Below are 24,940 nucleotides of genomic sequence, written 5' to 3'. Positions count from 1 at the left end.
AGTGGGCGGCGATTCCGGCGATGCGCGGCTCAGCCGTTGATCACCTGGGGCACGCCGAGCGCCTTGAGGCCTTCGACGCCGAATTCGAGCCCGTAGCCGGACTGCTTGGCCCCGCCGAACGGGATCATCGGGTGCACTCCGCCGTGCCCGTTGATCCAGACTGTGCCGGCCTCGAGGCGCGCGGCCACTTCGCGCGCCTTCGCCAGGTCGGGCGACCAGACCGAGCCGCCGAGCCCGACGTCGACGCCGTTGGCCTGCGCGATCACGTCGTCGAGGTCTGTGAAGCGGATGATCGGCAGCGCCGGACCGAACTGTTCCTCGAGCACGAGCGGGTTGGAGTTGTCGATGTCGGCGATGAGCGTGGTCGGGTAGAAGTAACCCGGCTGGTCCAGGCGCGGGTTGCCACCGAGGAGGACGCGGGCCCCTGAGCCCTTCGCCGCGTCGACGAGGCGGGACACGATATCGAACTGTGCCTTGTTCTGCAGCGGTCCGAGCACATTCTGCTCATCGATTCCGACACCCATCGGCATGGTGGCGGCTACGGCGGTGAGCTCCGTGCAGACCGCATCGTAGATATCATCGTGCACATAGAGGCGCTTGAGCGCCGCGCAGGTCTGGCCGGTGTTGATGAAGGCACCCCAGAACAGGCCCTCCGCGATGGCCTTCGGGTCGGCGTCCGAGAGCACGATGCCGGCGTCGTTGCCGCCCAGCTCGAGGGTGAGGCGCTTGACCGTGTCGGCGGAGCTCTTGATGATCGCCTTACCGGTGGCGGTCGATCCCGTGAACATCACCTTGCCGATGTCCGGGTGGCTGGAGAGCCGCGCACCGACCTCGCGGTCGCCGCAGACGACGGTGACCAAGCCGGCCGGAAGCTCCTGGTTCATCACCGCGACGAGGGCCAGCACGCTCAGCGGCGTGTACTCGGACGGCTTGACGACGACCGCGTTGCCCATCCGCAGGGCGGGGGCGATCTGCCAAACCGCGATCATCATCGGCCAATTCCACGGCCCGATGGCACCCACAACCCCGATCGGGCGGTAGTGCAGTTCGGCGTGGGTCTGGCCGTCGTCGATGACGATCTCGGCCTCCAGCGGGGTCGCGGCGGTGGCGCGCAACCAGGCAGAGCAGGCGCCGACCTCGAACCTTGCGTTCGGGCCGTTGAGCGGCTTGCCCTGTTCACGGGAGAGGAGCTGTGCGAGCGGCTCCGCGGAAGCGTCGATGGCGTCGGCCACCCGGATCAGGGTCGCGATGCGTTCCTTGTGGCCCAGTGCCGCCCAGGCAGGCTGCGCTGCGGCGGCCGCGGCAACGGCGCGATCGAGATCGTCGACACCGCGCACGGGGGCCAGGCCGACCACGGCTCCCGTCGCGGGGTCCAGGATCTCCCTCGTCGGTCCCGACTTCGGCGTGATTGTCGCGAGAAGAGCGTCGTAGGTGTCCATGGGTCCTCCACTGTGAGTCCGTTAGTTCCCTGAACGTATCCAACCGGGATGCCGCCCCGTTTGTTGGAGCGCGCAGCGCGGTTGTCGGCTGGTGCAGACTCAAACGCGGCACAGAAAATGCCCCCGGTCACCGCTCTGGCTGCGATGACACCAACGGGGCAGACTGGCGGCGGGCGAGTTCGAGAGTCATCGGATGCTCGGAGCGCCCCGGAATTGGCGGGTCGCGCGCTTCAGGGGGTCGAGCTCTTGGAGAAGGCGGCCAGCAGCTCTCCAATTCGGTGGTCGCTGTCGAGGGGGTGTCTGAGGGGCATCGCGGTGTTCAAGAGATATCTGTTGCGGCGCCCTTCACGCACACGATCGAGGTACCCGGCGTCTTCGAGTTCGGTGACAATTCGTTGCGCGGCACGCTCGGTGATCCCGACCATGTCGGCGATATCGCGAAGGCGCACGTTGGGGTTCTCAGACACGCAGAGCAGGACGTGGGCGTGATTGGTCAGAAAGGTCCAGTGCGCCATGACCCCAGTCTACCGTTGACGGCGAGCGGTATCCCTAAACGATTCTCCCGATTCATTTAACGTGCTATCTTTTTCTTGTTTCAGTTGACGGGTAATGGAGGTGACGGTCATGATTGAGCTGGTGTTCGTGCTGTGTGCACTCATTGCGGCCCCGTGCGCGGCACTGAGCGCAGTCCTCGTTCGACGGTGGACCGCGGATTCGGCCGCACGATTCGCCGCGACCGTCGTCGCGGTCGGATCGGTTGCGGCGATGTGCCTCGTCCCCATCCGCCTGATGACATCGCACGAGGGAAACAGCCTCCTCCTCGAGTCCCTGGGCCTGAATGTCGACTGGCTGGCAGTGGTCGTGCTGATGCTGGTCTTGGGTCTGAGCGCGCTGATTCAGTTCTTCGCGGTGCGCTATCTTCGCGGGGATGCCCGCCAGATGTGGTTTGTCGTCACCGCGAACCTCGTGACTGCCTCCACAGCCGTGATGGTCTGCGCCAACACGATCTTAGGATTTGGGTTGTCTTGGGTCGCCGCTGGAGCCAGCCTGGTCGCGTTGCTGGCGATGTACTCCCACCTGCCGCAGGCCCGAGGAGGGGCCCGCCGCACGGCCATCAGTTTTGTGCTCGGTGATCTGCCACTCATCACCGCCCTGATTCTGCTGGCGGTTTCGGCCGACGGAGATGTCGCCTTCGCCGATCTTCGCAACGCAATGGCAGGGCTGCCGATCCCTCTTGCCACAGTGGTTGCGGTCCTGTTGGTCATCCCTGCGCTCGCGCGATCCAGCCAGGTGCCCTTCCACGGGTGGCTTCCAGCGACACTGGCGGCCCCGACACCGGTATCGGCCCTCATGCACGCCGGTGTTGTCAACGCTGGTGCGATCCTCGTGCTGCGGTTCTCGCCCGTGATAGGTGAGTCCACTGCGGCCATGTCCCTGATCTTTTTCGCCGGCGCACTGACGCTGGTCTACGCGTCGGCTATCCGGTTGATCAAACCCGACGTGAAGGGGCGCCTTGTCTTCTCGACCATCGCGCAGATGGGCTTCATGATGCTGGCGTGCGGCATGGGTGCGTTCGCTGCGGCCGTGTTCCATCTGATCGCCCACGGTCTGTTCAAGGCCACACTATTCCTGGGCGCCGGGTCGGGAGTCGCACGGGAGGCCAGGCAACGAGCATGGCCGGCCCGACAGGTAACGCGCTGGCCACAGGCGACCGCAGCCATCGCCGTCGCCATCTCGGTGCCCATCGGGTCGATAGTTGCTGCCCGAGTGTTGCTCGGTGTGGAATTGTCGCCCGCAAGCCAGGCTCTGCAACTGTTCGTGGTGCTGACCGCCGCAGTGGCGTTGGTAAGCACTCTGTGGACCCACTTCTCCGCGACCACAGCCCTCGTGGGAAGTTTCGCGATCACGGGATTGGCATTCGGATACACGGCCCTGATCACCTTGTTCGATCGCGCCCTGGCATTTGGGCCAGTCGCCGCAGCGGTGAACGCCTGGTGGCTGCTCATCCCGGGGGTCGCATTGATCGCCCTTCAACTGGTGCTGCTCAATCGGCCGGGAAACGGTGCCACTCGTCGCCTCTATGCGCTCGGCCTCGCCGCCGGAACACCGACCACGCGCATAACGCGGCAATCGATCGCACGTCAGATAGGAGCTCCGTCATGAGTCTTGGAGTACGTGCCGCGGTCACCCGCGCCACCCGCACGGTGGTTCCGATGTGGCCGCTGTCATCATTCATCGCCGTGAACCCTTTGGGCGCCCACGAGTCGGAAGACTTCGCCATCTCTGGGGTGACGCGACCGAGAAACGCGTATCTTGCCGACTATGCGTCAGGGCGGATCAGCGGTGCCGACCTGGTGGCGGCGGTCCTTCACCGCGTGCCCGAATTGGCCGGCGCGGGCAACGTCACCCTCGGTGGCCGAGTGTGGACCGCGGCCGAGCTCGTGGCGAGCGAACTGGTTCACGCCGACCATCACGGTAGAACGACACCGCCACCACCCTCCCCCGACCCGGTGGATGAACTCGTGTCGATATGGATTGCGGCCTACCTCGACCCGCACCCGCTGTGGGAGATGCCCGACCGCGATCAAGGGCTGTGGGCCGCGTGGACGACAATGACCCGCTATGACCCCCGCTTGCCCAAGATGGCTCGAAAGCGCCTCCGCGACATACCGCGCACAGCTGATGAGGCGCTCGCCCAAGCGCTCGCGCGACTGGACCCCAGCGGGAGCAGAACCGAGGCGATCCTGCGTCAAGAGGCGCTGGGGTTGCCTGGATGGGTGGCCCACATCAAGTGGCGTGCCGAGCATGTCGGAGATATCAACTTGACCTCCTATCTGGCGATCCGCCTGACTCTGCGGTGGGCGCTTGACCTGCCGTTGCCGCTGGCGGTGAAAAAGCCTGAACTCGGCTCAGCCACCGTTTGGGAACGCGCTGGGACGATCATCCCTGCGCTGGCCGAGGATTCCGCATCCCCGGACACGCTTGCGCGAGTGGCGCGGATTCTGACATTGCATCCCCCACACCTGCATGCATCGACGTGGCAAAGCGCCTACGAAGAGCACTATCGACTGCAGCTGGTGGCCACGCTTTCCCCGACAACAACCCGAGACCTCCAGTCGGCTGTGCAACTCGTGATGTGCATTGACCCTCGGTCGGAGGGAATGCGTCGCCACCTCGAAGCCGATCTCGAAATCGAAACGTACGGTTTCGCCGGATTCTTTGGTGTCCCGATCCGTTTTGCCAGCTACCAGGCGCGCGGAACCATCGATTCGCTCCCCGCACTCATAGCTCCCCGGCATGCTGTGACCGAGACCACAAACGATCTCCCGCGAGCGCGACGCCGTACGAACGCGCTTCGATTCCGAGACGCTCTTGCCGCCGGCGTCCACGCCAGCGAAACCACACCGGCAGCACCGTTCGCGCTTGCCGAAACGCTCGGCTGGTTCTTCGGCGCCGGGGCCCTTCTGCGCACCCTGTGGCCCGGAACCATCCGAGCCCGGGAACGGCTGCACCGCCAGGCGACACCGGCGCTGAGCACCGAAGTGACAATCGCGGATGCCTTCACGCTCGAGGAACGGGCCTCGCTGGCCGAAACGGCCATCCGAATGATGGGCCTGGATCGGTTTGCACCACTCGTCGTTCTGGCCGGTCATGGGTCGAGCAGCGCCAACAACCTGTACCAATCGGCGCTGGACTGCGGTGCCTGCGGCGGAAACCCGGGAGCAGCCAACGCCCGGGCCGCAACCGCCATCTTCAACGACCCCCAGGTGCGCCGGATCCTCGCCGGCCGCGGGCTCGCAATCCCCGAAACGACCGTATTCGTGGCCGCAGAGCACAATACCGTGTCCGACCGGATCGACATTCTTGACCGGCACCTGTTGCCAGAGAGCCACATCGATGTTCTCAACGAGTTCATCGGCACGCAACGAATAGCGGCTGACCTGCTGGTGAGAGAGCGATCAAGCGAGCTGCCCGGTGCGTCGGGGCACTCGCTGGCACGCCTGCGCCGACGCGCCCACGATTGGGCAGAGGTCTACCCCGAACTGGGGCTCGCCGGCAACGCCGCCATGATCATCGGCCCCAGAGCAATGACCCGGGGCGTGAACCTCGAGCGCCGCGTTTTCCTGCACTCCTACGTGCCGGAACTTGACCCCGATGGCTCCGCACTCGAAACGATAATGACAGCCCCACTTGTCGTCGCCCAATGGATAAACCACCAGTATTACTTCTCCACCGTTGACCAGAACCGTTGGGGAGCCGGGACAAAGACCATCCACAATGCGATCGGAACGATCGGTGTCCTGGCCGGTCATGGTGGCGACCTCAAGTCGGGCCTTCCTCTCCAATCGGTCGCCGTGGGCAACACCAACCTGCACGAACCGATGCGCCTCACCGTACTGATCCAGGCACCGCTCGACCGAATAGGCACCATAATCTCTCGCAACCAGGTCCTTCGAGACCTGTTCGACAACAACTGGATCGCCCTTACCGCGCGCGACAGCCAGCACAGCCCCTGGCACCGGTACGGCACCTACGGGTGGCACACCGACACCGAGCTCGGCCAAACCACAGAAGGAGACTAGTGATGGAAGCACTCACGAAGATGACGCGCATTGAGATCGTGATCCCGGGTCGCGACGCACCACCGATCAGGGAACTCATCACTTCCGCGGGATCTACCGGCTATACGGCCGTCTCCGGCGTCTCGGGGCTCGGGCATCACGGGCAGCACTCTGGTGCCCTTCTGTTCAACGAGTACGACACCCTCACGATGCTCATCACCGTCCTGCCGACCGAGAAGGCACCTGCCCTGATTGGTGCAGTGCGCCAGCTACTCGAGGACGGCCCCGGCGTGATGTTCGTCGCCGACACCTACGTCAGCAGGCCCGAATACTTCGCATGATCACCCAGCCGTACTCAGGGGCTCTGGTCGCGTTCGCCACCATGCACGGCAAAGAACGGCTCGCCCGCCAACCCTTTCTCGACATTCTCGGCGCCGACGTGGTCGCGCCCCCGGATCTCGACACCGATCAGTTCGGGACTTTCTCCGGAGAGATTGCCCGCACCCTCAGCCCCCGAGCAGCCGCGAGAACGAAGGCTCGACTCGGCATGCAGTTGTCCGGCACTCCTTACGGGCTCTCGTCAGAAGGCAGCTTCAACTCCGGTCTCGGATTCCTTGTCGAACATCAGGAAGTCCTGACCTTCATCGACGAAACCCGGGGCCTGGACCTGGTCGTCGGGAGCATCACGCCCTCACCCCTGCCCCCCGGACGCAGCATCACCTCAATGGATGAGGCACTCCCCTACGCGACCGCTGTCGGATATCCCGAACAGGGCCTGCTGATTCGCGGGGGCGCCGCTGGAGAGGAAGTCCGCAAAAACCTCGACACATATGACGTGCTCTCCGACGCATTGGGCGAACTGCTCCGGCTCTCCGGTGGCGGCCCCGTGACGATCGCGCCCGACTACCGCGCGCATCGCTGCCCCTCCCGTGCCGAGGTCATCGCCACCCTCGCCCAGACAATGGCGCGACGACTAACCATGACCTGCCCGCTGTGTCACGCCCCCGGGTTCGGACAGGTCACCATCGAACGCGGACTGCGCTGCGCGGACTGCGGGCAGCCCACGCACGTGATCGCGGCCGACATATCGGGCTGCGGACTCTGCCCCCACACCGTTCGAATCCCCCGACCAGCCCAACACGCCTCCCCGCGGTGGTGCGACTTCTGTAACCCCTGAGTCGGGAAATCGAAGGGGTCAGGGCCTCCCTGAATTTCTCCCCCGCGCTACTATTGGGACAATCACTCCGCAGCGGCAGATGAGCGACGATACTCGGAATTGGCAGGCGCAAAAAATGAGCAGGCGTGGAATGGGCGGGCGTGGAATAGGTCTGATCGGGATCGTGTATCTGGTCATCGGGGTAGTGGTCGCTGCCACCCAGGGCTATCTCGTGGCCTGGAACGTTCCCGGCAATATTCTGGAAGGACTGGCGGCGATTGTGCTCTGGCCTCTCGTGGCCCTCTTCGGGGTTGACCTGCACACGTTGATCGCGTAGAGACCTGACAGTCCGCGCTTCGGACGGGCCTTCACGGTTCGTGGGTGAAACAGCTTTCCGGGATGACTGGCGGTTCATCACGTTCGATCCTGATGCCAGAGGGCTCATTCAGCGCTGAATCGCCTCACCGGCGCGGTTGATGAGGGGTGTCGTCTCCGGATGTTCGGCCGTGTGCCGCGCGGGATATCGACGTTCACGCGATCCCGGACCCGCTCATCTGCTCGCGTGCCTGGTGGGCGCCGCCCAAGCGACACCCTGGTCCAAGAAGTCTCGCACCACGGCGGCGAACTCGTCGGGGTGTTCGATCTGGGGCATGTGACCGGATTTCTGGAAAAGATGAGTACGAGCAGCGGGCAGTGCCTGCGCTGCGGCCGCCAGATGTGCGGAGGGAAGGACCAGGTCGTGGTCGCCCCACATGATCAGGACGGGGATGTCAAGCGTGCCGACCTTGGCGAGCAGGTGTCTGCGCCATGGTTCGCGGATGCCGCGGAAAGTGCCGAGCTCCTGCACAAGATCCAGCAGGGTGCGCGCGTGGGCCGGGCGGCTGGACAGGGCCAGCTGGTGCTCGATCCGCTCGTCGGTGGCGAATTCCTTGTTGTAGAAGATACCGTCGACCGTGCGAGCGGCATTCTTCCGACTCGGTCGCATCAGCACCGCACCGACCGGTCTGATGGCCAGCAGGCGAAGCACGATCGTGACTTCGGTGCCGAACCCTGCGCTGTCGACGAGGACGAGCGCGGACACTCGCCCCGGGTTGGCGGCGGCGAAGGTCATGGCGACCGCACCGCCCAGTGAGTTACCGATCACCGGCAGAGGTTCGGTCACTCCGACCTGGTCGAGGAACCGGGGCAGGATGGCGGCGAGCTTGGCCAGTGACGCTTTCCCCGGGGAGCGGGCAGAGTACCCGAAGCCCGGCAGGTCGAGACTGAAGACGGTGTGATCGGCGGAGAGGCGTTCGTGTTGGTCGTTCCAGTCCTCGAGACTTTGCCCGATACCGTGCAGCAGGAGGACCGGGCTGCCCTGCCCAGTCACCCGGTAACGAATCCGGGTGCCGTGGATATCGAGCACCCCTGTTCCCGCCAGGCCAAGCGGGACGCCATGGGTTGTGGTGGCCGCCTCACCGGCAGCGGGCGCTCCGCCAGCCGTGCGGTTCCCCGCGCGTCCGAAGACCACCTCGTCAGTGACTCGGCCGAATCTCAGCAACCGGAAGTCACTCAGATAATTCTGGTGGAGACGCCACGGCGTCTTTTCGCCCTGCCGGGGAAGGCTGTTGACGCCTCTCCTGACATACCCGGATTGCAGGTCGATCAGCGACACACGATGACCGGATCGTACCGACGGTGACGCCCGCGGAGTGACGACGTCGTTGTGGTGGCGGTCCATGTACTTCAGGACGCGGCCGATATACCGCGCCACGAGATCGGCTTTCAATGTCCAGGACGCGTTCGTGTAGCCGATGGTCATCGCGAAGTTCGGCACGCCGTCGAGCATCATGCCTTTGTAGGTGAGTGTGTCTGCAAGCGTGATTCGGCTGCCGTCAACGTCGAGGGACATACCTCCAATGGCGAGGATATTGAGGCCGGTGGCGCTGACGATGACGTCCGCATCCAGGGTCTTGCCGGACGCCAGCTGGATGCCGCTCGGGGTGATCCGCTCGATGCGGTCCGTGACGATGTCGGCAGTACCGCGCTTGATCGCTTGGTACAGGTCGGCATCCGGTGTCATGCACAGTCGTTCGTCCCACGGGTTGTACGTCGGCGAGAGGTGGGTATCGACGTCGAAGTCGGCGGGCAGCAGTCTGACCGCGGCGCTTCGCAGGATCGATTTCATTTTCTCGGGACGTCTCCGACTCAGCCGATAGACGAACATCGAGTAGCCGATGTTTTTCACGCGCGCGAGTCGGTAGGCCAGCCGACGGGGCAGGTACTTGCGGAAGACATCGGCCTTCCGGTCCACGGAGGGGATCGGCGCAATGTAGCTCGGCGAACGCTGGAGCATCGTCACGTGCCCGGCCGTGCCGGCCATCGCCGGCACGAGAGTGACAGCAGTCGCTCCGCTGCCGACAATGACGACACGCTTCCCCGCGTACTCGAGGTCCGCCGGCCAATGCTGGGGGTGCACCAGTTGGCCGTCGAAACTTTCGGCACCGGGAAACACCGGCGTAAATCCTTCGTCATAGCGGTAGTAACCCGAGCACACAAAGAGAAACGAGCAGGTGAAAGTGATCAGCTCGTGGGCACTCTGGCCGTCACGGTATTCGCCCTCGTCGGTCCTTGCCACGGTGACGGTCCACTGCGCAGTCTCGCTCGCCCACGAGGCAGCGATCACACGATGCTGCAGCCGGACATGGTCGCCGAGGCCCTCCTCGACAACCGTCGAGCGGATGTAGTCACGGATGGAGGCACCCGGAGCGATCGCCTTCGCGTCAGTCCACGGACGGAACGAATACCCGAGAGTGAACATATCCGAGTCGGAGCGCACGCCCGGGTAACGGAACAGGTCCCAGGTTCCCCCGATAGCCGCCCGCGACTCCAAAACCACAAAGGTCTTGTCCGGGCAATCGCGCTTCAGGTGTGCTGCGGCACCGATCCCACTCAGGCCGGCCCCGACGATCAACACGTCCATGTGTTCTTCCATGGTCGAGACCATACCAACACATTGTCGGTTAATCCAACACTATGTCGGGTCACGATATGATGGCGTCATGGCGAGGCGAGAACGCGGCAGCACGCGACCGTCGGGCGACGATCGCCAGGACGCCATTCTCGCAACCGCGGAATCCCTTCTGGCACACCGTTCACTGGGCGACATTTCAATTGAAGACCTGGCCCGCGGAGCAGGTATCTCACGACCGAGTTTCTACTCGTACTTCTCCTCCAAGGACGAGGTCGTCATCGAACTGCTCGCCCGCGTCATCGACGAAGTCGAAGGCGCACTCGCCGGACTTCCGGGTGAAGTCTCCTCAGACCCGGCTGACCGGTGGCGGAAGTCAATCAGCGCGTTCGTCGACGTTTTCACAAAACACGAAGCAGTAGCCGAGACCGCGATCGCCGCGCGTCTTCACAACCCGGAGATTCAGGCTCTCTGGGCCCGCTCCATGCAGTCCTGGGTTGACTACACGACCAAAGTCATCACATCGGAGAGAAAACGCGGAGCCGCACTCGACGGGATCCCCGCGCATGACCTGGCAGTCGCGCTGAACCTGATGAACGAGAGAGTCCTCTCCGCATCCTTCAGCCGCGAACGGCCAGCGATCGACCGGACAGTGGTCGTCGACGTGATGCTCGGCATCTGGATGCGCAGCATTTACGGGTCCAGCGCCGAGAAATGACAGCCTTCGGGCGGCGGGTTCTGACGAAGTCGCCCGCTTCGTGTGCGGAGACGGTGGGATTTGCAACCCCAAGGGTCGCCGTCACGCGGGCGCGCGACGCGTGCGCCCGCGCGACGGCGAAGCCCCACGGGTGCAGAATGGACGGGTGGCCCACCGGCAGCGCGCATCCGACCTCGAGCAGGCCGCAGCCGCCGAGCTCACCTGCGCATCGTGCGGCCGCCGCGTCACCTGGCGGGTGTCCTGGGCACGCGACTGGGCGAACGTGAAGTACTGCTCCGACGCGTGCCGGCGGCACGGCATCGACGACACCGACCGAGAGCTGGAGAGCACTATCGCGCGTCTTCTGTCGATGCGGGCCGCGGATGCCTCGATCTGCCCGTCCGACGTCGCGCGTGCGGTCGGCGGCGAGACGTGGCGTGAGCTCATGGAGCCGGTCCGACGTGCCGCCCGACGGATGGTAGCGGCCGGGCAGTTGCAGGTCACGCAGGGCAGCTCGGTCGTGGACCCGTCCACGGCGAAAGGTCCGATCCGCCTGCGCAGACCGCGGTAGGGGGTCACCCACGGTAAGTGTCGCGGCGGACGGCGTCGCCCCGCCGGGATGGCCATTCCGGCGGGGCGACGGATCGCAGACAACGAGCCTCCCGATCCTCGATAGGTTTGCAGGTATGCGGAGCTCCTTCGCAGGCCGGACCCCCGTCCACCGAAAGCGGTGCCCGTGAACCTCCGTACCCTGAACCTGACCGCGGGCATCCTGCACCTCGCCCAGGCGGTTGCGGTTGCCCTGATGGTGGCGCAGGCCCGGCACCTGCTCCTGCCCGTCACCGTCGATTACCCGACCGGGGTGCCGGGCGCGAGACTGCCGCCAGAACGCTTGTCGCTGGCCTGCGTCGATGTCGGCATCGGCGCGGTCATCGTGCTCCTGCTGCCGGCTGTGACTCACCTGCTCATCGCCTCGCCGGTGCTCGGCGCACGCTACCGGAGTGCGATCGAAGGGCAGCGCAACCCGATCCGCTGGATCGAGTACTCGCTCAGCTCGTCGATCATGCTGTTCCTCATCGCCCAGCTGAACGGCATCACGGATGTCGGCACGCTCGTGCTCGTCTACACGGCCCAGTCGGCACTGGTCATCCTGCTCTGGCTGCAGGAGCGGCTCGGCACCCCCGCCCGCACCCTGCAGCCCTTCGTGGTCGCGAGCGCAGTCGGGATCGTGCCGTGGGGGGTCATCGCCCTGCACGTATTGGCTCCGGGAGCGACAAGCGGCTACGACCAGCCCGGCTGGATCAGGCTGCTCACCATCACCCTTCTTCTGCTGTTCTTCGGGTTCGGGGTCAACCAGTGGCTGGGGTTCCGGGGCGTTCCCGCGGGGCGGACCTACCCGACCGAGGAGCGGGCCTACCTGGTACTCAGCCTCGCAACGAAAGCGGCGTTCACCTGGCAGGTCCTGGCGGGCATCCTCGGGGCGACGGGTCCCCCGCCTTAGGCCCCTCGCCCCGAGCGACTATTCAGCTGCCCGCTTCTGCAGAGGCCTGCACGTGCGAAGGCGCTTCTGTCCGGCCGTGGCCACGGCCCTGCGCATGATCCATGATCGCGACGATGACCGCATGAGGCAGGGTCAGGGCCGAGATGAGCACGAGGTAGATGCCGAGAAGATCCATCGGGTTGCCGCCCGCGCGCGGTATGAGCGCAAAGAAGAGGCCCGCCAGGATAAGCAGGGCGACGCCCGTGACCGGGGCCGCCTGGCCAGTGAACCGGAGCAGCACGAGCCCCCACCGACCCTCGGCGAGTGGGCGGGCGAGCACGGGATCCAGAACCGAGAGTCGCACGATGTGACGGAGCGAGTGCCAGAGGGCAAAGTAGAGTCCGACTGCGAGCACGGGCGGCACGGTCGAGAAGAAGAAGGCCAGGAGCGCCACCTCGGCCACGTCGCCGAGCCAGGCCCTCCAGCCGCCCGGGGTGCCGCGTCGCCCCCGCACGTCGAGCAGCGTGACACTGATGACGAGAACGACCATGCCGACACCGAGCGCGAGCCGGATGCCCGCAGCGAGGGTCCCGGAGGGTGACGAGCCTCCGAAGGCGCGCGTGGTGGCCCCGAGCACAACGGCGTAGGTCGCGGGGAACGCGATCAAAGGGACGACCATCGGGAGGGCTCCCCGCAGCAGCGGGAAACCGACCGCCCGCGGCCACCCGAGGCGATCGCCGGTGCGCTGAGCCGAGGCGAAAGCGTCGCCCTGACCCCAGTGGAACCACGTGAGAGCGATGAAGAATACGAATGCAACGATCGGGCTGACGACCCACAGGACCGCGACCGCGGCGCCGAGCACGAGGTAGAGGCCGACCACCGGCGCCACGGTGGCGACGGTCGGGCGGCGGTCGGCGAGCCGGGCCGGCACGAGATGATCCAGGGCTCCGTGGGGCAGACCGAAAATCACCAGACCCAGCGCGAACGGCACATATTGGAGCGGTTCAGGAATGCGCAGTCCGGCAGCGCAGGCCACGGACAGTACGAGCAGGATGATGTCGACGGGAACGAAGAGTTGTCGCCTGGCCAGCCGCCAGACGGCGAGCTCAGTGGCGTCGGTCATGGGGCACCCTGTCGGCGACCGATCGAAGCAGGACCAGAAGGGCGGACCCCAGAAACCATAGCTTGGGGAGCGCCAGGATCAGCCGGACGGAGTCGATCGGCCCGCTACGGTCGGAAAGGAATCGCACGAGACTCTCCGCGGGGACGCGCGCGAACATCCGAGCGAACACCAGTGGGGCCCTCTCGGGGTGGTCCGCGAGAAAGCGCAGAAACACTCGGTCGAGCATCGAACATCGAGAGGTCTGCGTCCGACCACGCTCGGAAGAATTGCCGAGAAGTCGTAGGGCGGTCTCGTCGCTCGACCGCTGAATGCGAAGGAAGGTGTAGCCGGTACTCGGGCGGGTAGCACCGCCCAGGGTTCCGATCTTCGACACTCTGGGCATCGGCCGCTGGTTGAAGACGTGATCGGTCATCGGGATAAACCCGCGCTCGTCACCCAGGATCTCGTAATCGCCGGGCTCAAGACCGAAGCGGCTCGCGAGGTAGGACTCCAGCTCAGCCCGGTGCTCCGCTTCCGTCACAGCCACGTCGGCAAGATAGACGTTCTCGACGAGGGCTTCAACGGGCGACACCGGAAGGACATAGCCGAAGCGCAGTCCCCGCGTCTGGTCGACGTCGAAGTCCATCAGCACGCACTCGTCGGCGTGGAAGACGGGTCGCGAGGTCACCACGTGCAAGCCCACGAACTTTTGCGGCACCCAGGTGGAGCGCCGCGCGATATCGTCAAGCTCCCCTTGTGTCGGCCGAAGTCCGCGGCTGTCGACGAGTTGCGCGCCGCGCACCCGGAACCGTGTCGTGGCGACCGCGAGACCATTCGCGATCTCGCTGTAGCCGATCGCGTCCTCACCCATCAGGAGCCGGACATTGGGGTACTCCGCGAGGCGGCCGAGGACGTAACGGTAGAAGTCGTTTGCGGCCAGCGAGACGTAGGGGGTGCTGAGAGCCGACGAGCGAACCTGTTCCGTCGCTGTCGACACCCGCCACGTGGTCCAGCGCGCCCGAGCCAGGTGCGTGAACCGGGTCGGCTCGACATCCCAGTAGCTCCACGTCCGATCGTCGGCGTACTCGGTGCGCGAATCGACCAGCAGGATCGGGCCGGTGGCCCCGCGCTCCAGAAGCGCCAGGCAGAGGGAGAGCCCCGAGCATCCTGCACCCAGGATCACCACGTCGTAGACCTCCGTGTCGGGGACGTCGATGACAAGGGAGTCCGGGACCTGGACGGCGATCCCGCGGCCGAGCGGAATCATCTCCGGGACATCGGGCCCATTCCTGCCTGCCTCGCTCACAACCGTTTCGTACCGACCGAACGAAAAAATACTGGGAGTCACGTTGTCCTTCGTGGGACGTCAAGCGGCGGGCGGGTTGCCCAAGGCGACAGTACTACAAGTGATTTAGATTCTAGGTAAATTAGCGTCTCAGCGAAACATGCGGCTTTGTTCACGGTTTCGATCAATAGGATTGCCTCATCTGGAGCGTGTGGTTTCAGGGCCGAGTTGGCGGGGGATGATTCATTCATGGCAGCAGAAGGCACCCGATCAGCACCGGTAGCCCACCTCACCGGATGGGTGCGCACCCCGTTCACAGGAGCCAGGACGACCTACGACTGCTATGAAAAGGGCTCGGGGCCGGGGGTGGTACTCATCCCGGAGATCCCCGGGATCACCCCTGAGGTTCTCGGCCTTGCCGAGCACCTCGTCGCGGCGGGCTTCACCGTGGTTGTGCCCTCGCCGTTCGGTGATCCGGGGCGGGCCTCGTCGGGCGGTTACCTCATCAGGACAGTGCTTCGACTGTGCGTCTCGTCGGAGTTCAGGGCGTTCGCCACCAATGCACATCGGCCGATCACTGATTACTTGAGGGCAGTCGCATCCGACGTCGCCTCTCGCACCCCCGGGAAAGGCGTTGGCGTGATCGGCCAGTGCTTCACGGGCGGCTTTGCCCTGGCCGCCGCGATCGACGATTCGGTAGCGGCGTCCGTGTTGAGCCAACCGGCAGCGCCATTTCCGCTGGGCCGCGCCCGCCAGCTCGACCCGGGAGTCTCCCCGGAAGACTTCGATCGCATCGCGGCCCGCGCGAGTGCGGGCGAGGTGTGTGCACTCGGCCTGCGCTTCAGTGAAGACAGCTCAGTCCCACGAGCCCGGTTTGACACCATCAAGGCGCGCCTGGGCGATGCCTTCGAGATCATCCAACTGGACTCGTCGCCAGGCAACCCCGACGGGTACTCGAAGTCGGCGCACTCCGTGCTCACGCGCGAGGTGCGGGAGAATCCGGCCAACTCCGCCTCGGCAGCCCGCGACCGCGTCGTTGCGTTCTTGAGGGAGCGGATCGGCTGAGCGGCATCCTCCACCTCGAAGGAGACCCGGATGCTCAGCCAAGTCGACGGGCGCTGGACGGTCCCGATCGGCCGGCTACAGCCCCTCGCGCTGCCGCTCCTGGTCGACGACCTGCTCCCGGTCGGCCAGCCGCGCAAGCCCGGCGAACGGTTGGGCCATCCGGAAGTTGCCGCGCAGCACCGGCTCCGTGCGGTCCCGGAACGCCCAGTAGCCGGCGGTGTATGGGCAGGCGTTCTCGCCGAGACGCACCTTCGGATCGAACCGGCACGCCCCGCACAGGTCGGTCATGCGGTTGATGTAGGCACCGCCGGAGGCATAGGGTTTGGTCGCCACCGTTCCGCCGTCGGCGTGCTGCGACATGCCGATCACGTTCACCGGCATCACCCACGGGGTGCCGTCGACGAACATGTCGGTGAACCAGCGCTCCAACTGGCGAGGATCGTAGCCGCGCTGCAGCGCCCAGTTTCCGATCACCATCAACCTTTGGATGTGGTGTGCCCAGCCGTGCTCGCGCACTCCACCGATCGCGTGGCGGAGACAGTTCGCCTCGATCGCTGCGTCATCCAGCTCGACGAACTCGCGCGGCAGATCACGGTGCGCGCCGAGGTGGTTGTTGTCGGTGCGGTACCCCTCACCCAAGTGCCAGTACAGGTGCCACACGTAGTCGCGCCACCCGATCACCTGCCGGACGAAGCCTTCGACGCTGGAGATCGGTGCGCGGCCGGCCCGGTACTCGGCGACGACGGTATCGACGACATGCCGCGGGTCGAGCACACCCAGATTCATCGGCGCGCTCAGCAGGGAGTGCGCCATCGTCCAGTCCCCCGCGAGCGTCGCATCCTCGAACGGACCGAAGCGCTGCAATCGGTTGCCGACGAACCCGGCGAGCGCGGCTTCGGCTTCCGCGCCGGTCACCGCGAAGCGCCGAGGTCCATCGTCGCCGACCAGATCGACGGACCCTTCGGCCTGCCACCGGTCGAGGTCCTCGCGCACCCCGGCGTCGATGTCGTCCTCCACCGGCCACCACGGGTCCGGCAGCCCCAGGGTTCGGGCACCCTTCGGCGGGGCATCCCGATTCTCTCGGTCGTAGTTCCACTGGCCGCCGGCCGGGTCGGACCCTTCCATCAGGATGCCCGTGCGCACCCGCACCGCCCGGTAGAAGTCTTCCAGCAGCAGCCGACGCTGCCCCCGCTCCCCCGCCCAAGCGGCGAAGTCCGCCTCGGTGGTGACGAACCCGCGGGACGGCAGCACCGCCAAACCCCGGGCGCGTACGAACCGGCGTGCGCCATAGGAGGTCGGGTCGACGACCTCCAGGTCGTCCCGCCCATCGACGATCTCGGCGTAGTCGCGCACCTGGTGAAACTCGACTCTCGACCCGAGCTCAGCGGCGCGATGGCGGATGGCGGAGAGGATGAGGTGCGCTTTCGCGCGGTGCATCCGGTGCCGCCCAAAAACGGACCGGGCCTCGATGATCATCATCGGTCCGCCGTCGTCGAACACAGAACCGAGCTGGCCGACGGTGATCCAGCGGGTGCGGTCCATGAGTCGATCCTAAGCCGGATCGTCTCGCTCGGAGGCCGGCACCATGAGAACCGCGCTGCTGGCGGCGGGCCCGACAAAGCCTTCTGAGCAGAAATATTGTGCGGGTTGTTCCTATAACTTACAGGCCGCTGAATCACTGGGCAGTTTTCCGGCACTTTCGCGCGCATCCTCTGGGCTCTGCCAAATAATCCTCTGGGCGCGCCCGTCGACGAGCTTGAGACCTCGTCGTGGTGACTTCGGATGCCGCAGAGCCCTTTGCCGCCCGACCGATGTTGGGTTGCAAAGGGCTCTGCGTTCTAGGCGAACGGTGATTCGGCACCGGAGGGGCCGATCTGTCCCGGGCTACAGTGAGGAGATCACGGCCCTGACACGCTCCGCGACAAGGTACGCATCAGGGAGATCCGAGTGGATGCAGAAGGATTCGGCACGGATCGGAATCTCCCGGCCCGTCACGCTCGTCGTGGTCCCGTCCACTGCCGCCGCACGTACGCGTTCCTCGATATCGTCGAGATCGTGCCGCGACCCTGTGCGGTTCACCCGTACCGTTCCATCGTCGTTGTAGTCCAGGTCCACGTAGAACTCGGAGACGAAGTCGACCCCGCGACGCAGGGCGACTGTCTCATGAGTGGTCCCGGCAAGCCCGAGGACGGGTACCCCGTACTGCACCGCCACGTCGCACAGGGCATCCATGAGTGCCTCATCCTTCGCCATCATGCCGAAGAGCGCGCCATGGGGCTTGATGTGATGCAGCGGCATGCCCGCGGAATCAAGGAAACCGACCAGAGATCCCACCTGGTATCTGACGAGATCTCGTGCCTCATCGGCATCGAGGGCCATTGCCCTGCGGCCGAAACCGGCGATGTCCGGAAGCCCGGGATGGGCTCCGACCGTCACCCCCGCAGCCTGGGCCTGGTCAACGACAACACGCATGGCCGTGGGGTCGCCCGCATGCATGCCACAGGCCACGTTGATGGTATCCACGATGCGTAAGAGGGCTTCGTCATTGCCAAAGGAATGGATGCCGATGGACTCGCCCATATCGGAGTTGATACTGATGAGGCGAACCACTGCCAGTGGCCCAGCAGCGGCCATTAGCTCGCTTCCAGAACCGGATAGCTCGCGTCCAGAACTGGAGCTCGACGTGCGTGCGTCGCGACCTCGACACCGCGCGCCACCTGCAGCAGGCTCGACTCGTCAAACGGAACTGCCATCAACTCGAGACCGACGGGCAGACCCCCCGAAGTGAAGCCGGCGGGAACGGAAATCGCCGGGAACAGCAGCTGGGAGGCGATGACCGTGTTGGTGGGGTACGTGATGCAGGTCCAGCGGTCCGTGAAGACGTCATCGTGGGTGGGAGCCGTGAGCTTGATGTCAGGGAAAGCGATGACATCGAGCTGGTTCTGGGCGATGATCCCGATCACGCTGCGCTGGAAATCGCCCTGGGCGAGAATCCGGTCCAGATACTCCGGGTCATCCTTCGGCGTGGACGGCCCGGTGGCAATGCCCTCAAGCAGATCCAGCTTCTCGTGATAGCGCTTTTCGGCATAAAGCTTTTCGATGGATTCAATCCCCAACGCGGGACGACTGGCCAGAAACGCATTCATGTCCCGCAGGGACTGCGAGAAATAGACTGAAGTGAACGCGACGTAGTGGTCAAGATCGGGGATTTCGATGTCGACCAGGACGGCCCCGGCGTCGGCGAGCTGAACCAAGGCTTCTTCGATGACAGCGTTTACTGATGCCCCATCGACGTCGGAAGGGTCACCAAACGCTTGGCGCAGGACACCGATGCGTTTGCCCGCCACGGAGGCGTCCGCCAGCCCGGCGGTGTAGCTCTCCTTGTGGTCCGCGACGACATAGGCAGCCGTGTAGGGATCGGCCGCGTCGAAGCCGACGAGGACATCGAGGACCCGTGCGGCGTCAGTGACCGTGCGGGTCATCGGGCCGGCCGTGTCCTGGGGTTTCACCAGGGAGGACATTCCGGTTCGACTGATCAGGCCGGGGGTCGTGCGAAGCCCGACGAGGTTGCAGAAGGAGGACGGCAGGCGGATCGAGCCGCCGGTGTCTTCACCGATCCCGACGAGTGAGAGATTGGCAGCGACTGCGGCAGCGGACCCGCTGCTGGAGCCACCCGGGTCACGGCTGAGGTCATAGGGGTTCTTGGTGATCCCGCTGCGAGACGAGGTGGAGAACCAAGACGTGGCGAAGTCGGGCATGGTGGTCTTGCCCAGAATGATCGCCCCGGCATCGCGCAGCCGCCCGATCGCGGTCGCATCAGCACTGGGCACATAGTCACCCGAGGCTTCGCTGCCGAAGGTGGTGAGAATTCCGGCGGTTTCGATCTGGTCTTTCACGACGATGGGCACGCCGTGCAGGGAACCGACGAGGTTACCCGTCTTGGCCAATGTGGAGTCCAGCGCGTCGGCTTCGGCCAGGGCTGTGCTCGAAACAGTGATGATCGAGTTGAGTGCTGGCCCGGCAGTATCGATTGCGGCGATGCGGTCGAGGTAGGCCTGCACGATTTCTCGGGCGGTATAGGCACCGGAGCGGTATCCGGCCTGCACCTCTTCGATGGTGATTTCCTGGATAGTTTCTGTCAGTGCCATGGTGTCTCCTTAGTCGATTGAGCGTGGTCTGGTGCGGGCTTCAGGGGATTCAGCGGTCTGAGGTGATTAGAGGTCTGTGGTGGATGGTCGTCGCCCAGAACGTGGTCGCACGAATCTGTGCCAGTCCACCGTCGCGAGGGCGGCGATGATGATGACGCCCTTGATGATGTTTTGGTAGTACGCGTCTACGTCGAGCAGGTTAAAGCCGTTTTGCAGGGTGGCCAGAATGGCTACGCCAATCGCGGTGCGCCAAATCGCGCCGCGCCCTCCGGTCAAGGAGGTGCCACCGACAATAACGACTGTCAGTACGTCGAAGACGAGATTGGGATTCAGATTTGGCTGAGCTGAGCTGAGTTGGGAGGCGGTGATCACTCCGGCTATGCCGGCGGCAAGCCCAGAGATGGCGTAGCTACTCCCTGTCACCAGTGAGGTCCGAATGCCCGCCAGGCGACTTGCTTCCGCGTTGCCTCCGACCGCGTAAATCGACTGACCGAAGGGCGTGTACGACAGCACGAAACCGGCCACGATCATGAGTGCGACCATCAGCATCCCGGAGTAGGGGACACCCAGGAGACGGCCGCTGCCCAGAACGGTAAACGGCTCGAAGTCGACGACGAAGGCCGCATTGCCGGTGAGCACGAGGGTGACACCGGAAATGATGAGCGAGGTGCCGAGGGTGGCGATGAAAGGGTTCACGCGCAGTCCTGTGACAACGAAGCCGTTAGCGGCTCCCGCGATCATCCCCGCGAGAATAGCTACCGTGAAGGCGACCACGGGAGCTTCAGTTCGGCCGATTGCCGCAGCGGTGACGGCGCACAGGGAGTAGATGGCACCCACCGAGAGGTCGAACCCGCCGGTAATCACGACGTAGGTCATGCCGATCCCCATGATGGCAACGGGGGCCCACTGGCTCAGAATATTCATCAGGTTTCCGTAGGCGAGGAACCCCGGCTGGGCGATGGTGATCGCCGCGACCAGGAGGGCGAGTGCGCCGACGATGCCGTAGCTGCGGAAGGCCCTGGCGGCTCGGAGGCCAGTGCTTTCGATGGAGGTAGGGGCTGTCATGGTCATGCTGCTACCTCTGTTTCGTGTTCTGCCGCCGTGGTGGCGGCGAAGGATAGTTCGAGCACGTCATGCACGGATGCTCCGCGGGGCAACTCGGCGACGACGCGCCCGCCGGCGACGACCAGTATTCGGTCGCTGTGGCGCACGACCTCGTCCAGGTCACTGCTGGACCAGATGATGGCCCGACCCTCGGCAGCGATTTGTCTGGTGACGTTGAAGATTTGCTCCTTCGCCCCGATGTCGATGCCCCGGGTCGGCTCATCCAGGAGGAGGCAGGACACCGGCCGGCTGATCAGCCGCGCCAGGATGAGTTTCTGCTGATTGCCGCCCGACAGTGTTCCAGCGTTCGCCCCGAGTCGGTCCGACGAGAACCCGACACGCTCGGTCGCCCGTCGCGCCCACGCGATGAGGCGCTTCAGAAGCACCGGTTTGCGGCGCCCGGTTGCGCCGAATTGACCGAGCGCGACATTCCAGGCCGAGGGTCGGTCCAGAACGAGACCTTGGGCCTTGCGGTCTTCCGGTGCCAGCACGATGCCAAGCCGAACGGCCTGGCGTGGCGTGCGCGGCCAGGAGCGTTGAGCGTCGCCGACCCAGAGTGTGCCCGCTTCGATCGGGTCCGCGCCGGCGATCGCCCGCAGCATGCGTGTGCGCCCTGACCCGACGAGTCCGGCAAGTCCGACGATTTCGCCGGGCAGGATATCCAGCCGCGACACATCGACTCCGGGTGCGCGGAGCCCTTCGATGCGCAGGAGCGGTGGCCCGAGGAGTGCTTGGGCGGGCGGAGTCCCGGCCGCGTCCAGCGCTATTCCTCCGAGCATCGCGCCGATCAGGCCTCGACGAGTCCAGTCCGCGGCCGAGCGAGTCTCGACGACCCGTCCCTCGCGCAGCACGGTGACCGTGTCGCAGACCTCCAGCACTGCCTCAAGGTCGTGCGACACGTAGACGATGGCGTGGCCCGTTGATTTCAGTCCGCGAATCACATCGTGCAGGCGCTGGATGTCCTCGGGGCCCAGCGACGCGGTCGGTTCGTCCATGATCACCAGTCGTCGGCCGCTCGCCAGGGCCCGCATGATCTCGAGCAGTTGCTGTGTTGCCGTCGACAGCGTCCCGGCCTGTGCAGAAGCAGGGACGTTCATCCCGACGAGCCGCGCTGCATTCGCGTACTCTCGTCGTGCCGCACGGCGGTCGATGAATCCGAGTCGGCTGGGGAGCCTCCCCAGGAGGACATTGGCGAGTGCGGACATCTCCGGAACGATGGTCAGCTCCTGATAGATCATCGCCACGCCCGCTGCCGCAGCGCGGTGAGGATCGCCTCCCGGCAGATCCTCACCCCACAACTCGATGGAACCGGAATCCTGCTGGATGGCACCCGTGATGGTCTTCATGAGCGTGGATTTTCCCGCGCCGTTCTCGCCGACCAATCCGTACACTTCCCCCTCCCGTACCGTGAGCGAAACGTCCGATAGGGCGATCACTCCCGGGTACGTCTTGGTGAGGGCACGCACGCTGAGCGCGACCGCCGTCTCGTGGATTCCGGTTGACACGGTTTAGTACTCCGGCGTGAACGTGTCGGCGTTGTCCGTGGTCAGGAAGATCGACCCGGGTCCATCGACGATGATCGGAGACTGGGCAAGGTAGGTGAATCCTGTTATGCCCTTGCCGCCGTCCAGTGCGTTGGCAAGCTGGACGACTCCGTAGTAGGACTCTTCGTAGGGAAGCAGCACGGAAGTCTCGGTCCACTTACCCGCTTTGACCTGCTCGAGGCCCAAGGTCGTGCCTCCGACGCTATAGATGCGCACATCCGTGCCGGGCGCCTTGCCGGCAGCAACGATGGCCTGCTCGACGCCTCGGGTCATGTCATCCCAGGAGGAAATGACGAGCTCAGCATCAGGGTGGCTGCTGAGCGCGTCCTGAACGACCGTCAGGGCCGCCTTCGGGTCGAAGCTGCCCGGCTGGTCAACGACGACGTTGACGTTGGGGTATTTCGCGGATGCCGTCTTGATAGCGTTTTCCCATCTCGTGAACAGGTCGCTGCCGACGAAGCCGCCGACTGCGACGGCCTTACAGGCCTTTTCACAGGACGCGAAGGCGTTTTCGATGTGCTCGAGGAAGAACGATTCCGTCTGCATGGCGACGAAGCCGGCGGTGCCGGCGGTGAAGTCGGCGTTGCCGCACATGGGGCTGTTGATATTCACGACGGGCTTGTCGGTTGCCTTCAGGAGTTTGAAGTTGGCGCAGCCTGTTGAGTCCGCAACCGGGGACAAGACATAGCCGTCGAAGCCCTTCTGTATTGCGTCCTGTACCTGCTGAAGTTGGGTCGCGGGAGTGAAGGCGGCATCGAAGAGGGTGATCTCCGCTCCGATCTTCTTGGCGGCATCCTGAGCACCCTGCCAGCGTGTCTGGCAGAAGGTATTCTGCGTGGCGCACTCTGTCAGGTAGGCGATCTTCTTGCCGGTGAGTGTGGGCAGGCCGGAGGCGATGTAGTCGAGGGTTGCGCTCATGGCCGCGGTGTCCGCAGAGGCAGAGCTGGCTGGTGCCGCCGTCGAGGCGGCGCTGTTGGGCGAGCTGCACCCTGTGGCGAGCAAGGCCAGCGATGCCATCATGGCCATCGCGCTGAGTACTCTAATTCTCACTTCGGTCTCCTAAAGTTAATGGACATGTGGGACGCTCGGTTTAAAGGTCTAACATTCAACATTGAACAATAGAACTATTGCGTGCCGGTGCCCGTAATGTAAATACCCTGTTACAAACCGTTAGAAAGAGGTTTCGGTGGCCGATGCATTCGTGCCGGAGATGCTGGGGAGGCGTGACGCGTCGGGTCAGATCGCGCGTCAACTTCGGACGGCCATTTCGAGCGGCGTCTGGGAACCAGGCGAACGACTTCCGACGGAGCTCGAGCTGGCCGACACGTTCGACGTCTCACGCGCCACCGCGAGAGAGGCACTCAAGCTCCTTTCCGCGACGGGCCTGGTCGTTTCGGCACGAGGCAGCCACGGAGGGACCTTCGTCTCCGTGCCGAACGCGGTAGACGTAGCAGAGCAGCTGAGCGACTCCATCGGCCTGTGGTATCGAGCTGGCAACGTGACCCTTCACGATGTCGATGAAGCTCGCTGGGTCTTAGAGATGCACTGCGTCGATCTTGCGGCCCGACGGCGAACCCCCAGAGACCTCGAAGCGATCAAAGCGCCGGTGGAAGCATCGCGGGACTTCAATATGGACATCGCCGATTGGCTCGATCTGGATCTGGAGTTTCACACGGCGATCACAAAAGCAGCCAAGAACCAGATCCTTGAACTCGCGATGACTGCGATCCATCTCAGTCGGCCGGCAACGAATACGGTGTTCGTTGAGCTCCTCGACCGAGCAACCGTGACCGACCAGCACGAGGCTATCTACCTCGCGATTTCCGATAGCGACCCGCAAAAAGCGCAGGAGGCTTTCCAACGCCATGTCAGCTATTTGGATGAGGTTAGACGTCAGGCACTCGCGGATTTGAACGCGTCCGAGGTCATCGTCTCAACGCTTCCCGCGATCCGGCACTCGGCGGCGAATCGACCGATCGCCGCGGAGTAGCTAGTACCCCGCAAGGACTCTGGCGGGTCGGGCGACGAGCGGCGGCCCTCACTCTCGAAATCCCAACTCTCGACCGAGATTCCGTCACCCAGGTCCTCGACCCAGAGGCAATTCGGTGCCGATCCGGCGATTCCTCAACTAGCCCGGCAACATAGGAGTGAGAAGTGATCGAACAGCAAGCGAGCGCGATCCGAATCGAAGGCGTCGACCTGGAGGCACGGTGAATCCTGACGACATTGGACTCGGGTGAACCGAAGTATCAACACCCACTTCACCGTCAAACATCATTGTTGCCCGCTGCGGTCCGCTCCCCACTTCGTTCTCCCTCGAAACGATTTCAAAGCCATATCGGCTGTGGCGCTTTGATTCATCATGGTGAAGCGGGAGAGCGCCATTCGGGTGGGTAGCCGAGGACGCC

The 24,940-nt window shown here is 64.7% G+C and carries 22 protein-coding genes; 11 read left to right on the top strand and 11 right to left on the bottom strand.

The window, feature by feature from the left end; genetic code table 11:
* Positions 1-29: 29 nt before the first annotated feature.
* A complete protein-coding gene (locus tag E3O19_RS01960) occupies positions 30-1,439 on the bottom strand; it encodes an aldehyde dehydrogenase family protein (protein ID WP_134564944.1) in 1,410 nt (469 codons plus the stop codon).
* 230 nt (positions 1,440-1,669) lie between these two features.
* Positions 1,670-1,954, bottom strand: a complete 285-nt coding sequence (locus E3O19_RS01955; protein WP_134564943.1) for a helix-turn-helix transcriptional regulator — start codon at positions 1,952-1,954, stop codon at positions 1,670-1,672.
* Positions 1,955-2,063: 109 nt separating this feature from the next.
* Here E3O19_RS01955 and E3O19_RS01950 point away from each other — a divergent pair, with 109 nt between their 5' ends.
* From E3O19_RS01950 to E3O19_RS01930, 5 genes are all read left to right on the top strand, one after another.
* Positions 2,064-3,602, top strand: coding sequence for a proton-conducting transporter transmembrane domain-containing protein (locus E3O19_RS01950; RefSeq protein ID WP_166804426.1), 1,539 nt, complete (start codon positions 2,064-2,066; stop codon positions 3,600-3,602).
* The gene (locus E3O19_RS01945) at positions 3,599-6,022 is read left to right on the top strand and encodes a DUF2309 domain-containing protein (RefSeq protein WP_166804425.1); all 2,424 of its coding nucleotides are present in this window, start codon (positions 3,599-3,601) and stop codon (positions 6,020-6,022) included. Before E3O19_RS01950 ends, E3O19_RS01945 begins: the two co-directional genes overlap by 4 nt.
* Positions 6,023-6,024: 2 nt before the next feature.
* A complete protein-coding gene (locus E3O19_RS01940; protein WP_134564940.1) occupies positions 6,025-6,342 on the top strand; it encodes a P-II family nitrogen regulator in 318 nt (105 codons plus the stop codon).
* Complete coding sequence (locus tag E3O19_RS01935; RefSeq protein WP_134564939.1) at positions 6,339-7,178, top strand: DUF6671 family protein; 840 nt, start codon at positions 6,339-6,341, stop codon at positions 7,176-7,178. Before E3O19_RS01940 ends, E3O19_RS01935 begins: the two co-directional genes overlap by 4 nt.
* 115 nt (positions 7,179-7,293) lie before the next feature.
* Positions 7,294-7,494 carry a hypothetical protein gene (locus E3O19_RS01930; protein WP_134564938.1) on the top strand — a complete coding sequence of 67 codons (201 nt, stop codon included), beginning with the start codon at positions 7,294-7,296 and terminating at the stop codon, positions 7,492-7,494.
* A gap of 213 nt (positions 7,495-7,707) precedes the next feature.
* Here the strand turns inward: E3O19_RS01930 and E3O19_RS18195 are convergent, their stop codons facing one another.
* Positions 7,708-10,131 (bottom strand): alpha/beta fold hydrolase, encoded by a 2,424-nt coding sequence (locus E3O19_RS18195; protein ID WP_194087907.1) that lies wholly within the window; start codon positions 10,129-10,131, stop codon positions 7,708-7,710.
* Between the two features lie 67 nt (positions 10,132-10,198).
* On the opposite strand from E3O19_RS18195, the gene E3O19_RS01920 reads away from it, so the two are divergent.
* The 3 genes from E3O19_RS01920 to heR all read left to right on the top strand — a co-directional run bounded on the left by E3O19_RS01920 (position 10,199) and on the right by heR (position 12,305).
* Positions 10,199-10,825 carry a TetR/AcrR family transcriptional regulator gene (locus tag E3O19_RS01920; RefSeq protein WP_134564937.1) on the top strand — a complete coding sequence of 209 codons (627 nt, stop codon included), beginning with the start codon at positions 10,199-10,201 and terminating at the stop codon, positions 10,823-10,825.
* 145 nt (positions 10,826-10,970) lie between these two features.
* Positions 10,971-11,375 carry a DUF2256 and DUF3253 domain-containing protein gene (locus E3O19_RS01915; RefSeq protein ID WP_134564936.1) on the top strand — a complete coding sequence of 135 codons (405 nt, stop codon included), beginning with the start codon at positions 10,971-10,973 and terminating at the stop codon, positions 11,373-11,375.
* A gap of 165 nt (positions 11,376-11,540) precedes the next feature.
* Complete coding sequence (heR, locus tag E3O19_RS01910; protein ID WP_134564935.1) at positions 11,541-12,305, top strand: heliorhodopsin HeR; 765 nt, start codon at positions 11,541-11,543, stop codon at positions 12,303-12,305.
* Positions 12,306-12,327: 22 nt separating this feature from the next.
* Here the strand turns inward: heR and E3O19_RS01905 are convergent, their stop codons facing one another.
* Positions 12,328-13,407: a Brp/Blh family beta-carotene 15,15'-dioxygenase gene (locus E3O19_RS01905; RefSeq protein WP_134564934.1), complete on the bottom strand. Its 1,080-nt coding sequence runs from the start codon at positions 13,405-13,407 to the stop codon at positions 12,328-12,330.
* Positions 13,391-14,692, bottom strand: a complete 1,302-nt coding sequence (locus E3O19_RS01900; RefSeq protein WP_134564933.1) for a lycopene cyclase family protein — start codon at positions 14,690-14,692, stop codon at positions 13,391-13,393. The genes E3O19_RS01905 and E3O19_RS01900 overlap by 17 nt, the downstream gene beginning before the upstream one ends.
* Before the next feature lie 228 nt (positions 14,693-14,920).
* On the opposite strand from E3O19_RS01900, the gene E3O19_RS01895 reads away from it, so the two are divergent.
* Positions 14,921-15,736 carry a dienelactone hydrolase family protein gene (locus tag E3O19_RS01895; protein ID WP_134564932.1) on the top strand — a complete coding sequence of 272 codons (816 nt, stop codon included), beginning with the start codon at positions 14,921-14,923 and terminating at the stop codon, positions 15,734-15,736.
* A gap of 75 nt (positions 15,737-15,811) precedes the next feature.
* Here the strand turns inward: E3O19_RS01895 and E3O19_RS01890 are convergent, their stop codons facing one another.
* From E3O19_RS01890 to E3O19_RS01865, 6 genes are all read right to left on the bottom strand, one after another.
* Entirely contained in the window at positions 15,812-17,215 is a 1,404-nt protein-coding gene (locus tag E3O19_RS01890) for a cryptochrome/photolyase family protein (RefSeq protein ID WP_420898576.1), read from the bottom strand.
* 405 nt (positions 17,216-17,620) lie between these two features.
* Positions 17,621-18,370, bottom strand: coding sequence for a 5-oxoprolinase subunit PxpA (pxpA, locus tag E3O19_RS01885; protein WP_134564930.1), 750 nt, complete (start codon positions 18,368-18,370; stop codon positions 17,621-17,623).
* On the bottom strand, positions 18,370-19,884 hold the full coding sequence (locus E3O19_RS01880) for an amidase (RefSeq protein WP_134564929.1): 1,515 nt from the start codon (positions 19,882-19,884) through the stop codon (positions 18,370-18,372). Before E3O19_RS01880 ends, pxpA begins: the two co-directional genes overlap by 1 nt.
* Positions 19,885-19,950: 66 nt before the next feature.
* Positions 19,951-20,955 carry an ABC transporter permease gene (locus E3O19_RS01875; protein ID WP_134564928.1) on the bottom strand — a complete coding sequence of 335 codons (1,005 nt, stop codon included), beginning with the start codon at positions 20,953-20,955 and terminating at the stop codon, positions 19,951-19,953.
* A complete protein-coding gene (locus E3O19_RS01870) occupies positions 20,952-22,493 on the bottom strand; it encodes a sugar ABC transporter ATP-binding protein (protein WP_134564927.1) in 1,542 nt (513 codons plus the stop codon). The genes E3O19_RS01875 and E3O19_RS01870 overlap by 4 nt, the downstream gene beginning before the upstream one ends.
* Before the next feature lie 3 nt (positions 22,494-22,496).
* A complete protein-coding gene (locus E3O19_RS01865) occupies positions 22,497-23,450 on the bottom strand; it encodes a sugar ABC transporter substrate-binding protein (RefSeq protein WP_166804424.1) in 954 nt (317 codons plus the stop codon).
* Positions 23,451-23,457: 7 nt separating this feature from the next.
* Between E3O19_RS01865 and E3O19_RS17615 the strand changes: the two genes are divergently transcribed.
* A complete protein-coding gene (locus E3O19_RS17615) occupies positions 23,458-23,595 on the top strand; it encodes a hypothetical protein (RefSeq protein ID WP_166804423.1) in 138 nt (45 codons plus the stop codon).
* 123 nt (positions 23,596-23,718) lie between these two features.
* Positions 23,719-24,522: a FadR/GntR family transcriptional regulator gene (locus tag E3O19_RS01860; protein WP_134564925.1), complete on the top strand. Its 804-nt coding sequence runs from the start codon at positions 23,719-23,721 to the stop codon at positions 24,520-24,522.
* Positions 24,523-24,940 lie beyond the last annotated feature (418 nt).

The sequence above is a fragment of the Cryobacterium algoritolerans genome (assembly GCF_004402785.1).
Classification (GTDB): Bacteria; Actinomycetota; Actinomycetes; order Actinomycetales; family Microbacteriaceae; genus Cryobacterium; species Cryobacterium algoritolerans.
This window is presented reverse-complemented; position numbering and strand designations above follow the sequence as displayed.